Origin of the sequence: Gemmiger sp. An194 (genome assembly GCF_002160145.1) — a bacterium.
GTDB lineage: Bacteria > Bacillota > Clostridia > Oscillospirales > Ruminococcaceae > Allofournierella.
Genome location: NZ_NFKA01000012.1, coordinates 1 through 15,904, shown reverse-complemented (window position 1 = coordinate 15,904; position 15,904 = coordinate 1). Strand labels below are relative to the sequence as shown.

Here is a 15,904-nt window from a genome sequence, read left to right as displayed (position 1 = left end):
GCGGGGTTGATAGCAAGCTGTCTTTTGTGGATTTAGGCCAAAAAAACCTGTGTTTCGCTCTTCTTTTCGCCGTTTTTCCCCGAGGAACCGCCTCTTTGCAGACACAAAGGGGCACGGCGTGCCAATCGGCCCGCCGTGCCCCGGGGAAATACTGTGTGCGGCGGTGTGCCGCCCGGTCATCAGGGCAGCAGCACGCCCTCGGATTCGGGCTCCAGGCCCTCGCTCTGGGTGTAGTAGTAGCTGTCGAAGATGCTGCGCACCAGGGGCAGGCCGTTGGAACCGCCGCCGCCCCATTCCAGCACGATGCCGATGGCCAGCTGGGGGTCCTCCACCGGGCCGTAGGCGATGACGGCGGTGTTGGTGTAGGCGTAGTTGCCCTTTTCGTCCCGCTCCCAGCGCTGGGGGCTGCCGGTCTTCACCGCGATATTCAGCGGGTAGTCCCGCAGTGCGCTGCTGCCCCGCGCGGCGCCCAGCATGCCCTGTTCCACCGCGTCGAAGGCGCCGATGTTATCCTCGATCTGCTCCACGATCTCCGGCTCCACCTCTTCGATCAGCTCGCCGGTGTTGCTGTCCCGGTAGCCGGACACGATGTGAGTCTTGTACCGGGTGCCCTTGTTGGCCAGCGTGGAGGCGTAGGTGGCCAGCTGGATGGGCGTCACCTGGGTGTTGCCCTGACCGATGGCCGCCTGCAGCTCCAGACCCTTGCCGTAGTTTTCGTCGGTGGTATGGGTCAGGTTGCCGGTGGACTCGCCCAGCTCAAAGCCGGTCTTGGTGGCAAGGCCCAGGCTGGTGGCCATCTCGTCGAAGTTTTCCAGCCCCACCCGGCGGCCCACATCGTAGAAGTAGATGTTGCAGCTGTGGGTCAAAGCCTCGGTCAGGTTGGTGGGACCGCTGTGGGGGCCCAGCTGCTGACAGACCGGCTTGTAGTCGGTGTAGAAGTCATACACCCGGGTGCAGTTCACCGTGTCCTGGGGGGTGACGGTGCCGCTGAGCAGGCCCGCCAGTGCCACCGCGGGCTTGAAGGTGGAGCCCGGGGCGTACAGGCCGGTGGTGGCCCGGCTCAGAAGCGGGGTGTTGGGGTCGCTGCTGTAGTCGCTGTAGTTGGATTTATAAAGGTTCAAATCGTAGCTGGGGTAGTTGGCAATGGCCAGGATGCCGCCGGTCTTCACATCGATGACCACCGCCGAGCCGGAGGTGACCTCCTTGCCCTTGGTTGACTCCTTGGTCTGCTGCATCTGCAAAATCAGGGCCTCCAGCTGCTCGTTCAGGCTCTTCTGCAGGTCCTTGTCGATGGTGAGCACCACCGTCTCGCCGGGCTGGGGCTCCACCAGCATCTGGGTGCTGACCACCACGCCGCTTTTATCGCGGCTCACCTGCTGGGTGCCTTCCTTGCCCCGCAGCCGGTCCTCGGCGTATTTTTCCACGCCGGACTGGCCGATCAGGTCGTTCATGTTGTAGCCCGCGTCCTTTAAGGGGGTGGTCACGTTGCCGTCCTCATCCTCCACCCACCACTGCTCGCTGGTGATGCTGCCCACACTGCCCAGGTAATGGGGCAGCAGGGTGCCGTCCTCATACACCCGGTGAGTGGTCTCGATGATCTCGGCCCCGGCCAGGCTCAGGCTGCGCTCTTTGACCATGGCCACCGTCTGATTGGACACATCGCTGGCCAGGGTGAAGCTGTTGCTGGCGCTGAAATCCTCCAGCTGCATCTGGTAGCGCACACCGGCCAGCACCCGCTGCCAGTAGGGGTCGTAATCCACCAGCTTGTAGCGCTCCACCAGCTTTGCCATCACCTGGTCGGCGGTGGCGTACTGCTGCAGCTCGATGTTCTCCTTCAGCTTGGCCAGCCGGTTCTGGGCGGAGGTATCGTCGCCGTCGGTGAAGGTGTAGTGGCCCTCCTCGTCCGGGCTGCTCACGGGCATGGTGTCGTTCCATTCCTCGCCGCAGCTTTGCAGGATCTCCACCAGATCCATCACCAGCTGGTTTACATCGCCGGTGAGCATCAGCTGATTGATCACCAGATCATAGCCCACCGCGTTGGAGGCCAGGGCCCGGCCGTACCGGTCCACGATCTCGCCCCGGGCGGCGGGGATATTGAATTTGTAATTGGTCACGCTCTGGGCCTGGCTTTTGTACTCCTCGCCGTTCACCAGCTGGAACTCCACCAGCCGCAGAACGATCATGCCCAGCACCGCCAGGCTGATGACGATGAGTCCGCCCACCCGGCGGAACACGCTTTTCTGGTCCATGGGCCCTCCTTTCGCTTACTGTTCGGGCACGAAATGCCCGGCCACCCGCCGCACCGCCATCATGGCCAGGGGCGACAGCGCCGCCGTGTAAAGCACCATGGGCAGCACGTAGGTGAGAAAGCGCTGGGTGGCGCCGGGATAGCCGGGCATCAGATAATAAAACAAAAAGTCCATGCCGGTCACCAGCAGGCAGCAGGCGGCGTTCACCAGAACGAAGTTCACGGTGTTCACCCGCAGATACAGCTCCACCACCACCGCGGCGGCAAAGCAGACCACCATCAGGCCCAGAGCCATCAGGCCGCTGACCCGGCTGGCGGTCCAGTCCCACAGAAAGCCGCCGGCCACCGCCATCAGCGCGCCGGGGTACTCGCCCTCATAGATGGCCACCGCCAGGCAGACCGGCAGAATGAACAGCGGGCGCACCCCGAAGATGGACAGAAAGCCCGGCAGGCTTTGCAGGGTGGCCGCGATGAGCAAGATCAAAAAGTAGCAGGCCCACTTGGCCAGCAGGGTCAGATTCCGTTTGCGTCGGCTCGTCACAGGGCGCGCCCCCCCTTTCCTTCCCGGCTCATGCCGGTTATTCCTGTGCCGCTGAGGAGGCGGCATCCTCGGCCTGTTCGGCCTGCTGGCCGTAGGCGGTCTCGAAATCGGTGATCACAAACACGTGCTTCACGTTGTTCACATCCGCGCCGGGCTCGATCACCGCGATGGAGGACCGGCCGCTCTCCTCGGGCAGGATCTCCTCGATGGTGCCCACCCGGATGTCCGCCGGGAACTCGCCGCCCAGACCCGTGGTGATGATCTGGTCACCCACCTGGGCCAGGGTATCGCGGGAGAGGTTCTCCAGCACGCAGCGGCCGTCGGCGGCGTAGTCGGCGCTGCCGTTCAGGTTGCCGGTGTCGCGGGTGCGGCTGACCACGCAGGCCACGTAGGAGCCGGGCTGCAGAATGGTCATCACTTTGCTGGACGCGGGGCCCGCCTCCAGCACCCGGCCCACCAGATAGCCCTGGTCGCTGACCACCACGTCGCCCTGCTGCACCCCGTCCAGGGTGCCCAGGTCGATGGTGAAGCCGCCGAACTGCTCCAGCGGGTCGCGGCCGATCACAAAGGCGGATACATAGGTATATTCGGGGCTGTCGTCCTCCAGCCGGTCCCGCTCCTTGTAGGCGTCGTTCTCGGCCTTGAGCCGGTCGTATTCCACCAGCTTATCCTGCAGCTCCCAGTTTTCCTGTTTCAGGGCCTCGTTCTCGGCGATGATGGAGTCGATGCGGGCGTATTTGTCCAAAAGGCCTCCCACGCCGCCGCTCACCGCGCCCGCGCCCTTCTGGAAGGGCGAAAGCACCGCGCTCAGAATCTGCTCCGGCGCGCTGGCCAGCCGCCCGTTGGCGCCGGCCCAGGCCATGATGCCGCCCAGCAGCACTGCCAGGGCCACCAGGGCCTTGAATTTTCCGGTATTGAAAAAGTCCTTCAGTGGGCTCACCTCCCCGGTTGAGTTGCGCAAAGCATGCTTTGCAAACGAATAAAAAATACGCGGGCCGCCCCGGCAAGGGCCGCCCGCGCCGGTGTTGCACAAAAGCCCGGGGGCGCGGCCCCGGCTTGATGGTCACAAAATCCCCCGCCCGCACGGCGGAAGCGTTCTCTTAGAGCGTTCTCTTAGAAGTGAGAGGAGTTGTCGTCCAGCACGTCGCCCAGCAGGTCGATGTGATCCAGCACCGCGCCGGTGCCGGCGGCCACGCAGTCCAGCGGGGTCTCGGCCACGTGCACGTCGATGCCGGTCTCACGGTGTACCAGCTCATCCAGACCGCGCAGCAGCGCGCCGCCGCCGGTGAGCATGATGCCGTGGTCGATGATGTCGGCGCTCAGCTCAGGGGGAGTGCGCTCCAGGGTCTCCTTGATGGCGTCCACAACCTTCTGCAGGCTCTCGGCCAGCGCGTCGCGGATCTCCTCGGAGTGTACGGTGATGTTCTTAGGCAGGCCGTCCACCAGGTTGCGGCCCTTGATCTCCATCTCCTTCTCCTCCTCCAGCTCGTAGGCGGAGCCGATCTCGATCTTGATCTGCTCGGCGGTGCGCTCACCGATCAGCAGGTTGTACTTGCGCTTGATGTAGGCGATGATGGCCTGGTCGAACTCGTCGCCGCCCACGCGCACGCTGCGGGCCGCCACGATGCCGCCCAGGCTGATCACGGCCACCTCGCTGGTGCCGCCGCCGATGTCCACCACCATGCTGCCGGAGGGCTCGCTGATGGGCAGACCGGCGCCGATGGCCGCGGCCATGGGCTCCTCGATCACGCTCACCTGACGGGCGCCCGCTTTCAGGGCGGCCTCCTTCACGGCGCGGCGCTCCACCTCGGTCACGCCGGAGGGGATGCAGATGACCACGCGGGGACGGAAGAACATGCTGTTGCCGCAGACCTTCTTGATGAAGCGGGCCAGCATGTTGGCGGTGATGTCGAAGTCGGCGATCACGCCGTCCTTCAGGGGACGCACGGCCATGATGCTGCCGGGGGTACGGCCGATGACCGCCTTGGCCTCGTGGCCCACACTGCGCACCTCGTCGGTCTTGGTATCCACGGCCACCACGCTGGGCTCCCGCATGATGATGCCCTTGCCCCGCAGGTAAACCAGGGTATTGGCGGTTCCGAGGTCGATTCCGATATCCTTGCTGAACATATACACGTTTCTCCTTTTCTCACAGGCCTCACACCGAGGCGCACACTCTATTTCAAATGACCGGATAAAAATCAAAAAAACGCGCCGCCGCCGGCTTGTGCCGCCGTGCAGGCATTCTATCTTATTATACCCGGCCCGGAGAACATTCTCAACGGGCGCGGGGCTTTTTTTTCAATTTCTTCAAACTTTTTCCGGTGATTTTCCGCCAGAAATCACCGAAACTCCCGCAGCAGCCGGGCCAGGCGGGAAACCGGCAGGCCCATGATGTTGTAATAGCAGCCGTCGATGCCCTCGCAGAACAGGGCCGCGGTGCCCTGAATGGCGTAGCCGCCCGCCTTGTCGTAGGGCTCGGCGGTATCCGCGTAGGCCTGGATGGCCTCCTCCTCGATGGGGTAAAAATTCACGGTGCTGGTGGCAACGAAGCTCTTGCATTCCTCCCCCCTGCACACGCACACGCCGGTGTGCACCTGATGGCCCTTGCCGGAAAGCGCGTGCAGCATGCGCACCGCGTCCTCCCGGTCGGCGGGCTTGCCGAAAATTTCGCCGCCGCAGTCCACCACGGTGTCGCAGCCGATGACCACATCCTCCGGGTGATCCTTGGCCACGGCCTTGCACTTTGCGGTGGCCAGAGCCAGGGCGGTCTCGGCAGGGGTGGGGGCGGTGATGGCGGACTCGTCCACCTCACTGGTGATGACGGAAAACTCCGGGCAGATCATGGAAAGCAGCTCCTTGCGGCGGGGGCTGCCGGATGCGAGGACCAATGACATAACGATTTTCTCCTTTGGTTTATTTCAAGTCAGAACGATTTTTTCACAAAAAAGCCCGGGAACCCCCCGGGCGCACCGGGGCGGAGCTCAGATCTCCACCCGGCGATAGACAAAGATGGCCAGCGCCAGCGTGAGCACCTGGGCAGCGCTCAGCTCCAGCACGAAATCCAGATTCAGGCGCAGCACGCTCAGGTCCAGCTGGGGCGCAAAGCGCAGGGCCTTGGAATAGGCCAGCCAGGAAAGGCCGGACACTCCGGCGCAGACCTGAGCCAGCAGGCCCCCGGCGATGACCCCCGCCAGCAGGCAGAAGCACAAAAACAGAGCATTTTTCATGGCGTTTGTTCCCCTTCCCCGCTCACAGACGGCCGGTGGAGCCGAAGCCCCCCGCGCCCCGGTCGGTCTCGTCCAGGCTCTGAGCCTGCACAAAAGCGGCCTGGGCCACCGGCAGGATCATCAGCTGGGCCACCCGCTCGCCGGGCTCCACGGTCACCGGCTCCTCGCCCAGATTCACCACGCCGACGCCGATCTCGCCCCGGTAGTCGGAGTCAATGACCCCCACCCCGTTGGACAAAGTCAGCCCCCGCTTCACCGCAAGGCCGCTGCGGGCGCAGAGCAGGGCCACCCACTGGGGGCCGGGCAGCTGCACCGCCACGCCGGTGGGAATGATGGCCCGCTGGCCGGGAGCCAGGGTGAGGGGCGCATCCAGAGCGGCGCACAGGTCCGCCGCCGCCGCGCCGGGGGTGGCATAGGCCGGGGCCTTGGCCCCCGGCCGGGTAAGGATGTATGGGATCTCCATGGGAAGAGCATTTCCTTTCTGTTGAAGCATTGCTTTATTTTACTTTTTGTTATTTTGAAAGGGCAGTCCCGGCTTTACTGTGCGGGCTTATAGTACAAACCCCGGGTGAACTCGCCGGGCCAGGCCTCGCCCTTGCGGTACCGGTCGATGACCTTTGCCGCCTGCTCCTTCGACTCGATGGTGAACAGCAGCACACCCGCATCGGCAGGCACTTCTCCGGCCCGGTCGCCCAGATAGAGGGGCACCGGGTTGTACACCTGACGCACACCGCCGCCGCAGCGCACCGGGAAGTGCTTGTTCTTGCGGTCGGTGAGTTCTCCCTTTTTGCCGCAGTGGGCGCAGTCGATCACATTCTGCAGCGGGCAGGCCCGGGTGAGCATCAGGGGCATATGGCCGTAGACCAGCGCCCAGGTGGGCACGCCGGGGGCAATGGCCGTCATCTCGTTGAAGGGCACCTCGGGCAGCAGGGTCATGGCCCGCAGGCCCATGGCCTTGTAAGTATCCGCGGCCAGCGGGTTGGTGATGTTCAGCCCGAAGCCGCCGTAGAGGGGCAGGCCCTTCGCCAGCTTGAAGTGGGCGATGTTCTGGGCCAGATACCCGGCAAAGCCCGCGTTTTTCGTGGCCTCGATGGCCTTGGCCACCGCAGACTCCATGGCCCCGAACATGGCCCGGGGCAGCTCCAGCACGGTTTTCGCCCGCAGATTTGCGGGAACCTGCTCCGCCTCGAACACCGGAACGATCAGCCCGGCCAGCTCTTCGGCGTTTTCCGGCACCTGCTCCCAGTGCTCGAACCGGCCCCAGAGGGGCAGCTTCGCGGGCAGGGGGTGCCGGTTTGCGGCGGGCAGGGGCAGACGGTGGAAGGCCCAGGGCTTCAGGGCGCTGCGCTTTTTGAGCAGGCTTTCCAGCGCGGCCCGGCGCACCTCGTTCCACTCGCTGCCCGGCAGATAGCCCGGCTCGCCCTCGATGGTCAGGCTCTCCAGATAGAAGGGCGTGCCGCCGGTCTTGCCCAGCGCCCGCTCGATGGCGCCCCGCTGGTCCTTTTCCGCCTTCTGGGGGGCGCTTTGGGTGTAGGCGATGGCGGTGTTGCCCTCGCCGTCGGCGGCGGTGAGCTTGCAGCCCTCCTCCTCGCAGAGCAGGGTGAAGCGCACCGGCACCCGGGGCATCTCCCGGCGGTACAGCTCCCGCAGCGCGGGCATCACCGCCTTGCTGGCGGCGCTGTCCTCAGCGGTGCGCACCCCGAACATGCTCCCGTTGATCTTGCCCTCGATATATCCATTGGTAAAACCGGAACGAGAAAATACATCCTGTAATACTTTTTCGTCGTAGGGCTGGCCCGCCAGCGAATTGCGGCAGGCGTTCACCGCGGCGGCCACGTACTCGGGGCCCCGCAGCCGTCCCTCGATCTTGGCGCTCACCACACCGGCGGCGGCCAGCGCGGGCAGACTGCCCACGGCAGAAAGGTCCTTCAAACTCAGATGACAGGCCCCGGAGCCGTCCGCCGCAAAGGGCAGGCGGCAGGGTCCGGCGCAGCCGCCCCGGTTGCCGCTGCGTCCGCCCAGAAAGGCGCTCATGTAGCACTGGCCGGAAACGCTCATGCACAGCGCGCCGTGCACGAACACCTCCACCTCGATGGGGCAGTTTTTGGCGATGTGCTCGATCTCCAAAAGGCTCAGCTCACGGGCCAGAATCACCCGGGAAAAGCCCAGCTCGGCCAGCTCCAGCGCGCCCTCCAGCGTGTGCACGCTCATCTGGGTGGAGCCGTGGATGGGCAGGTCCGGAGCCATACGGCGGGCAAGCGCCGCCACCGCCAGGTCCTGCAGAATCACCGCGTCGGCACCGGCGGCGCACACGTCGGCCAGCGCGTCGCACAGGGCCTCCAGCTCCGCCGGGTGGGCGGTGGTGTTGATGGCTACATACACCTTCACCCCGCGGCCGTGGCAGAAGCTCACCGCTTCGCGCAGCTCGTGTGCATCAAAGTTTCCGGCGGTGCGCCGGGCGCTGAACCGCTTCAGGCCCAGATACACCGCGTTGGCCCCGCTGTAGACGGCGGCGGTGAGCGCCTCCATATTGCCCGCGGGGGCAAGGATCTCCATGGGTGCGTTACTGTTCATTGCTCTCCTCGCTGACGGCGGTTTCCTCACCGGCGGCGGCCTCCTCGGCCTTTTCCAGCAGGGCGGCCTGCTCGGCAGCAGCCTGGGCGGCGGCCGCCTGCTGGGCCTTCAGGGCGTTCAGCTCGGCGGTCAGCTTCTCCACCTGACGGCGGGCGTTCTCGGCCTCCAGCTTGGCCTTGGCGGCGTCCTCCAGATAATCCTTGATCTGGGCGCGCATGTTGTCGGTGCTGGAGGCGTTCTTGTTCAGCTCATCCAGATAGCTCAGCGCGCTGATCACCGCACTGGCGGCCACGCTGGCGCTGGGGTTCTGGGTCATGATCTCGGTCATGTCCGTGTCCAGCCGCTCGGCCAGCTGGTTCACATATTCCTCGGAATCGGTGGTGGATACGATATAGTTGGACCCGCAGATGGTCAGTTTCACTTTGGTAACCGGCATAATTCAATCCCTCTTCTTTCACAAAACTCCGCGCCGGGCGCGAAGCATAGTCACAAGGCGGCGGCACGCATCCGGCGCAGCCCGCCGCCTTGAATCTTATTATAGTATAAAGCACCCCCACAGAAAACCCCTTTTTTTGCCGCATCCTGTCTTTTTGCCCGCCGGGAAGGGGCATATGCTTACCGGAAACGTATTTTTTCTTGAAACGGGCCGGATAAATTGGTAAAATAAAAAGGCAGTCCCGTGCTGTCTCTGTTGCCTGAATGCCACGGTACTGCTCACAGTGTGCAGCCCTGCTGCCAGGCCGCCCGGCCCCGGGACCCCCAGAACGGGAGCGCCCCGCCCGCCGGAATTTCCCCTTTGACCCTTAGTTTTTTGGCAGCGATTTACTTTTACCGACAGGAGTGGAGAAACGTTGACGAAATACACCAAGAAAGAGTTTGAGAAGCTGCTCAAGGAGCGGCTGAACACGGAATACGGCACCACGCTGGACGTGGCCAGCAACCAGCAGATCTACCGTGCGCTGGCTATCATCGCCCGCCGGCTGATGAGCGCCCAGCACAAAAAGTTCCAGAGCCGCGCCTACGGCACCGGCGCAAAGCAGGTGTACTACCTGTGCATGGAATTTCTGATGGGCCGCAGCCTGAAGACCAGCCTGTTCAACCTGGGCCTGAACGAAGTGGCCGAGGCGGTGCTGTCCGACGCGGGCATCAAGATGGAGAGCATCTACGAGGAAGAGCCGGATGCAGGCCTGGGCAACGGCGGTCTGGGCCGTCTGGCCGCCTGCTATCTGGACGGCATGGCCACCACCGGCATCTCCGGCACCGGCTATTCCATCCTGTACGAGTACGGCATCTTCAAGCAGAAGATCGTGGACGGCTGGCAGCAGGAAAAGGCCGACAACTGGCTGCCCGGTGGTCAGGTCTGGCTGAAGAGCCACCCCGACCAGAGCATCGAGATCAAGTTCGACGGCGACATTGAGGAAAGCTGGGAGGGCAGCTACCATCATGTGACCCACCGTCATTACAACAGCGTCATCGCCGTGCCCAGCGACATGTACGTGCAGGGCTACGACGGACAGGGCGTTGCCAAGCTGCGCCTGTGGCAGGCCAAGGCCCCCGATTTCGACATGAACAGCTTCAACGCCGGCGAGTACGGCAGCGCCATCTCCAAGAACGCCTCCGCCGAGCTGATCAGCAAGATCCTCTACCCCAACGACAACCACCGGGAGGGCAAAATCCTGCGCCTGCGCCAGCAGTACTTCCTGTCCGCCGCCTCCATCGGCGACATCTGCCAGAATCATCTGTCCCAGTGGGGCAGCCTGGACACCCTGCCCGAGAAGGCAGCCATCCAGCTGAACGACACCCATCCCACCCTGGCCATCCCCGAGCTGATGCGCATCCTGCTGGACGAGTGCGGCTACGACTGGGATAAGGCCTTTGACATCTGCCGCCGCACCTTCGCCTACACCAACCACACCGTCATGAGCGAGGCGCTGGAGAAGTGGAACCTGGACATCTTCCGTTCCACCCTGCCCCGCATCTACTCCATCGTGGAGGAGATGGACCGCCGCTGCCGCGCCGACTTCGAGAAGGCCTTCCCCGGCGACTGGGGCAAGATCAACTACATGGCCATCCTGGGCGACAATCAGGTTCGCATGGCCAACATCTGCTGCTATGTCTGCCACTCCATCAACGGCGTGAGCAAGCTGCACAGCCAGATCATCAAGGACAGTGTCTTCCACGACTACTACCTGTATAAGCCCCAGGCCTTCAAGAACGTGACCAACGGCATCGCCTACCGCCGCTGGCTGCTGGCCTCCAACCCCGGCCTCACCAAGCTGCTGAGCGAGACCATCGGCGAGGGCTTCAAGCACGACGCTTCCCAGCTGGCAAAGCTGAACGCCTTTAAGGACGACAAGACTGTTCTCAAGGCTCTGGAGGATGTGAAGAAGGCCAACAAGGCGGAGTTTGCCTCCTATCTGGAGAAGACCACCGGTCAGGTGATCGACCCCGCCTCCATCTTCGACTGCCAGGTCAAGCGCATGCACGAGTACAAGCGCCAGCACCTGAACGCGCTGAACATCGCCGCCCAGTACCTGTACCTGAAGGATCATCCCAATGCGGAGTTCGCCCCCAAGACCTACATCTTCGGCGCGAAGGCTGCCCCCGGCTACTACATGGCCAAGCAGATGATCCGCCTGATCTGCAAGCTGGGCGCCCTGATCGACGCCGACCCCGCCGTGCGCGAGAAGCTGCGCGTGGTCTATCTGGAGGACTACAATGTGTCCCTGTCCGAGCGTCTGATGCCCGCCAGCGAGGTGAGCGAGCAGATCAGCCTGGCAGGCACCGAGGCCTCCGGCACCGGCAACATGAAGTTCATGCTGAACGGCGCCATCACCCTGGGCACCCTGGACGGCGCCAACGTTGAGATCGCCGCCGCCGCGGGCAAGGAGAACGAGATCATCTTCGGTATGCTCACCGAGGAAGTGAACCAGATGAAGGCCACCGGCTACCATCCCAGCATGTTCATCAACAGCGACGAGGTTGCCATGGAGGTGCTGAACTTCCTGGAGAAGGGCTGGAACGGCGAAAGCTTCCACGAGGTGGTCAACAACCTGCGCACCAGCGACCCCTACATGGTCATGGCCGACTTCAAGGACTACCGCCGCGCCCAGGCCGACGTGCAGAAGCTGTACGCCGACCGCACCCGCTGGAACCAGATGAGCCTGGCCAACATCGCCAACAGCGGCGTATTCAGCGCCGACCGTTCCGTGATGGACTATGCCCGCGACATCTGGGGCGCGCATCCCGTAAAGTAAGTTTTTTAGGGCACCACCGCACAATTCACGCCTGTCGGCTCAGGCGGCGTATCGCGCCAAAATTTTCCGTGGAATTTTCCCAAAATGCTCGCGGGGCCTCAAAGGCTTGCCTGCGCTTTTGGGTTCATTCCGCAAAAAATTTTCCGGCGCGCTCCACCACCTGGAATTATGCGGTGCCGCCCTTGCGGTTTTCCGCTCTGATTTCCGGGCAGTCTCTGCGGCTGCCCCTTCGCCCCGGGCGCCGGACAGTCCGGCCCCGGGGCCTTTTCCTGTTCGATATCCGTTTTTCCCGGCGGCTGCCGGCATCTTTGTTCTGGGAGTGTTTGTGTGGATCAGTTATACAACAGCTTTGACCCGGCCTATAAAACCCCCTTCGGCGCGGTGAAAACCGGCCAGCAGGTCACCTTCCGGCTCACCATCCCCTACGATTACGGATTCGTGCGCCCACACCTGGTGCTCATCCGGGACGGCGGCGAGCCGGTGCATCACGCCATGGCCTTCGACGGCTGCGAGGAGGGCATCAACCGCTTCTCGCTGACCCTTTCGCTGAGCCGGGCCGGGCTGCACTTTTACTATTTCGATCTGTATTCCGATTTCCGCAAGCTCTTCCGTGGCCCCATGGGCCAGGCTGTGCTGGGCTGGACCACCGGTCCCTGGTGGCAGCTCACCGTGTACGAGGCGGATTTCGTCACCCCCGCGCCCATCAAGGGCGGGGTGCTGTATCAGATTTTCCCGGACCGGTTCTACGAGGGCAAAAAGCATAAGCCCATGCCCTTCTCGGACCGCATCTACCGGGAGAACAAGCACGGCGAGCCCTACTTCTGGCCCAACGAAGAGGGCGGCTATCTGAACATGGACTACTTCGGCGGCGACTTTGCGGGCATCATGGAAAAGCTGCCCTATTTGAAGGAGCTGGGGGTCAGCTGGATCTATCTGAACCCCATCTTCGAGGCCCATTCCAACCACCGCTACAACACCGCCGACTATTTAAAGCCAGACCCGCTGCTGGGCACCAAAGAAGAGTTCAGCCAGCTGTGCGCCGCGGCCCGCCGCCAGGGCATCCGCATCATTCTGGACGGCGTGTTCAGCCACACCGGCTCGGATTCCATCTACTTCAACCGGGAGGGCCGCTACGGCCCGGGCGGTGCCTACCACGACCCCCAGAGCCCCTATCGCAGCTGGTACGATTTCAGCCCCAACTATGCCTGCGGCTACCGCAGCTGGTGGGGCTTCGAGAGCCTGCCCGAGGTGCAGGAGAGCGACCCGGCCTACCGCCAGTTCATCTGTGGCAAGGGCGGCGTGATCGACACCTGGCTGAGCCTGGGCGCGTCCGGCTTCCGGCTGGATGTGGCGGACGAATTGCCGGATGATTTCATCGAGGAGATCCGCAAGGCGGTGAAGGCCCACGGGCCGGACTGCTACCTGCTGGGCGAGGTTTGGGAGGACGCCACCACCAAGGAGGCCTACGGCGTGCGCCGGACCTATCTTTTGGGCAACGGGCTGGACGCGGTGATGAACTACCCCTTCCGCAACGCGGTGCTGGGCTTTTTGAAGGGCCGCAGCGCGGCGGACACCGCCGAGGACATCATGGCCATCTGTGAGCATTACCCGGCCCCGGCGCTGCACTGCCTGATGAACTTTATGAGCACCCACGACACCGAGCGGGCGCTCACCGCCATTGCGGACGAACCCTCGGACGGCAAGGACCGGTACTGGCAGAGCGGCCGAACCCTGCCCCGGGACCGGTACAACCACGGCGTGCGGCTGCTGCGGCTGGCCTACGCCATGATCTTTACGCTGCCCGGCGTGCCCAGCATCTATTACGGCGACGAGATCGCCATGCAGGGCTACCGGGACCCCTTCAACCGGGCCTACTTCAACTGGGAATCCACCGAGAGCCGGGTGCGCCCGGTGCTGCGCCAGCTGGCCCATCTGCGCCGGGAATGCGACGCCTTCGCCGAGGGCGACATGCAGATCATCAAGGCGGAGGGCGATGTGCTGCACTACCGCCGCACCGGCTGTGCCCAGATGGCGGAGATCATCATGAACCGTTCCTCCCGGCTGATCGTGGAGGAAGCCTTCGGTAAGCACACCGAGGTGAACCCCTACGGCTTCACCATCCTGGTGGAGGACGTGCCCCCGCCCCCGCCCCCGGCGCTGGAAAAGCAGTCCATGGAAGAGCCGGGTCTCACCCCGCCCGCAAAGGCGGCGGAACCGGCCAAAGCTCCTGCCCAGGCAAAGGCGAAATCCAAGCCCGAAGCCAAAGCCGAAAAAGCCCCCAAAGCGGAAGTCAAGGCCGAACCCAAGGCGAACAAATAAGCAAAACAAAAAGCCAGAGCAAAACGCTCTGGCTTTTTTGTTTGACGCAAAACGATTACTGCTTTTGGGCGGCCACCAGCAGCATCATGGGGCGGCGCAGCTCGTCCCGCATGCCGGGCAGGTCCAGCATGTCCTCCGGGGGCTGGGGCTCCACCACATGGCGCAGCGCAAAACCGCTTTGCAGCAGCGTTTCCAGGTAGGTGGTGAGGGTGCGGTGATATTTGGTCACCGTCTCGCCCAGGAACACCGCCTGCCGCTGGCCCTCGAAGCTGTAGCGGTCCACCGGGAAGTGCAAAATCTCCCCGTCCGGGCCGTAGTACCAGTCCTGGCTGCCGTAGGCGGTGAAGACCGGGTGCTCCACCGAAAAGACGAACGCTCCGCCCGGCGTGAGCCATTCATGAATGTGCTCCACCAGCGGCGCGAAGTCCCGCACATAGTGGAAGGCCAGCGAGCTGAGCACCACCTCAAAGCTGCCCGGCGCAAAGGCCAGCTCCTCCATGGCGGCGCGGCGGTACCGGATGACCGCCCCGCTGTTCTTCTCGCGGGCGGTGGCCAGCATCTTTTCGGAAAGGTCCACCCCCAGCACCGAGGCCGCCCCCTTTTGGGCGGCGTAGGCGCAGTGCCAGCCGTAGCCGCAGCCCAGGTCCAGCACCCGCCTGCCCGCAAATTCCGGCAGCAGCTTTTCCAGCTCGTGCCATTCGCCCGCGCCCTCCAGGCCCTTTTGCGAGCGGGTCATCCGGCTGTACTTTTCAAAAAACTTCGGGTCGTCGTATTTGTTCTGTTTCATTGCTTGTTCCTCCCATGTAAGGCTTCCGTGTGTTCGGTCTGCTCACATGGGTTTATGCAATTTTCTGCGCAAGGATACCGCCGCGCATCCCATCACCTCCTTTTTCGGCTTTGCCCCCATTATACCACCTCTTCCCCCACCGCGAAAAGCCCGGCCAAAGGACGATTTTGACCCGGAAAGCCCGGATTTTTTTGCATTTTGACCCTGGAAAGCCCGGCCCGACCCGTGCTACCATATAAACTGAAACGATCAGGCGGAGCCGGTGCAGGCCCCGCCTTTTTTGCAAACCGTCATCCGGTGCGCCTTGTGCAAACACAGGCGCGCCGGGGGCGGTTTTTGTTTTCCCGGTCTATTTTCAAAAAAGGAGGGTCACACATGCGTTATTCCTTTGATACCGACATCGCCGCCCGGTATGGGGTGGAGGAAGCAATTCTCTTGGATCACATCCGGTTCTGGTGTGAGAAAAACCAGTCGAACCCGGACTGCCAAAAAGAGGGCCGCTGCTGGATGTACGCCAGCGCCGCCCGGCTGGCGGAACATTTTTCCTTCTGGAGCGTGCCTCAGATCCGCCGCCTGCTGAAAAGTCTTGTCCGGCAGGGCGCACTTGTAGAGGGCCGCTTCGGCCGGTTTGCCTTTGACCGCACGTTGTGGTATGCAGTCAGCGAATCCGTTCTTTCCATGTTTCAAAATCGTCACTTGCAACAAACGAATTCGGAACATTCAAATGACGCTTCCGGAAGAGCGATAAAAGATACCCAAAAAGATATCCAAGAAGATACCCAACACACATACACCGCCTGCGGCGGGCGTGCGTCTTCCCCCTCCTCTGAGAAATTGGGGAACGACACACCGAAGACTGAACCAAAGTCCGAACAGCTCTCGGCCGATACGCCAGCCGGCTTTGAGCGGTTCTGGCAGGCCTATCCCCGCAAGGCGGACAAACGGGCC

At 63.3% G+C, this 15,904-nt stretch carries 13 protein-coding genes; 3 read left to right on the top strand and 10 right to left on the bottom strand.

Annotation, left to right across the window (positions count from 1 at the left end; all coding sequences use genetic code 11):
* Positions 1-179: 179 nt before the first annotated feature.
* The 9 genes from B5F28_RS08685 to B5F28_RS08645 form a co-directional block, all read right to left on the bottom strand.
* A complete protein-coding gene (locus B5F28_RS08685) occupies positions 180-2,249 on the bottom strand; it encodes a penicillin-binding transpeptidase domain-containing protein (RefSeq protein ID WP_087295290.1) in 2,070 nt (689 codons plus the stop codon).
* Between the two features lie 15 nt (positions 2,250-2,264).
* A complete protein-coding gene (gene mreD, locus B5F28_RS08680; protein ID WP_158097556.1) occupies positions 2,265-2,789 on the bottom strand; it encodes a rod shape-determining protein MreD in 525 nt (174 codons plus the stop codon).
* Positions 2,790-2,826: 37 nt separating this feature from the next.
* The gene (gene mreC, locus B5F28_RS08675; protein WP_247643446.1) at positions 2,827-3,729 is read right to left on the bottom strand and encodes a rod shape-determining protein MreC; all 903 of its coding nucleotides are present in this window, start codon (positions 3,727-3,729) and stop codon (positions 2,827-2,829) included.
* A 173-nt stretch (positions 3,730-3,902) separates the two neighbouring features.
* Positions 3,903-4,919 carry a rod shape-determining protein gene (gene mreB / locus B5F28_RS08670; protein WP_058964152.1) on the bottom strand — a complete coding sequence of 339 codons (1,017 nt, stop codon included), beginning with the start codon at positions 4,917-4,919 and terminating at the stop codon, positions 3,903-3,905.
* A gap of 212 nt (positions 4,920-5,131) precedes the next feature.
* Positions 5,132-5,686 carry a Maf family protein gene (locus tag B5F28_RS08665; protein WP_087295286.1) on the bottom strand — a complete coding sequence of 185 codons (555 nt, stop codon included), beginning with the start codon at positions 5,684-5,686 and terminating at the stop codon, positions 5,132-5,134.
* 87 nt (positions 5,687-5,773) lie between these two features.
* Positions 5,774-6,019, bottom strand: coding sequence for a DUF4321 domain-containing protein (locus tag B5F28_RS08660; protein WP_087295284.1), 246 nt, complete (start codon positions 6,017-6,019; stop codon positions 5,774-5,776).
* Positions 6,020-6,041: 22 nt separating this feature from the next.
* Positions 6,042-6,482, bottom strand: coding sequence for a dUTP diphosphatase (gene dut, locus B5F28_RS08655; protein ID WP_087295282.1), 441 nt, complete (start codon positions 6,480-6,482; stop codon positions 6,042-6,044).
* Positions 6,483-6,556: 74 nt separating this feature from the next.
* Entirely contained in the window at positions 6,557-8,593 is a 2,037-nt protein-coding gene (locus tag B5F28_RS08650) for a U32 family peptidase (RefSeq protein ID WP_087295280.1), read from the bottom strand.
* Positions 8,583-9,029, bottom strand: coding sequence for a cell division protein ZapA (locus tag B5F28_RS08645; protein WP_087295277.1), 447 nt, complete (start codon positions 9,027-9,029; stop codon positions 8,583-8,585). The genes B5F28_RS08650 and B5F28_RS08645 overlap by 11 nt, the downstream gene beginning before the upstream one ends.
* Before the next feature lie 415 nt (positions 9,030-9,444).
* Here B5F28_RS08645 and B5F28_RS08640 point away from each other — a divergent pair, with 415 nt between their 5' ends.
* Both B5F28_RS08640 and B5F28_RS08635 read left to right on the top strand, forming a co-directional pair.
* The gene (locus tag B5F28_RS08640; protein WP_087295275.1) at positions 9,445-11,850 is read left to right on the top strand and encodes a glycogen/starch/alpha-glucan phosphorylase; all 2,406 of its coding nucleotides are present in this window, start codon (positions 9,445-9,447) and stop codon (positions 11,848-11,850) included.
* A gap of 327 nt (positions 11,851-12,177) precedes the next feature.
* Positions 12,178-14,169, top strand: a complete 1,992-nt coding sequence (locus B5F28_RS08635) for a glycoside hydrolase family 13 protein (RefSeq protein WP_087295274.1) — start codon at positions 12,178-12,180, stop codon at positions 14,167-14,169.
* A gap of 55 nt (positions 14,170-14,224) precedes the next feature.
* On the opposite strand, the gene B5F28_RS08630 is transcribed toward B5F28_RS08635, so the two are convergent.
* The gene (locus B5F28_RS08630) at positions 14,225-14,956 is read right to left on the bottom strand and encodes a class I SAM-dependent methyltransferase (RefSeq protein WP_087295271.1); all 732 of its coding nucleotides are present in this window, start codon (positions 14,954-14,956) and stop codon (positions 14,225-14,227) included.
* Between the two features lie 375 nt (positions 14,957-15,331).
* Between B5F28_RS08630 and B5F28_RS08625 the strand changes: the two genes are divergently transcribed.
* The coding region (locus B5F28_RS08625) for a hypothetical protein (protein WP_206423063.1) at positions 15,332-15,904 on the top strand (573 nt) is incomplete at its 3' end.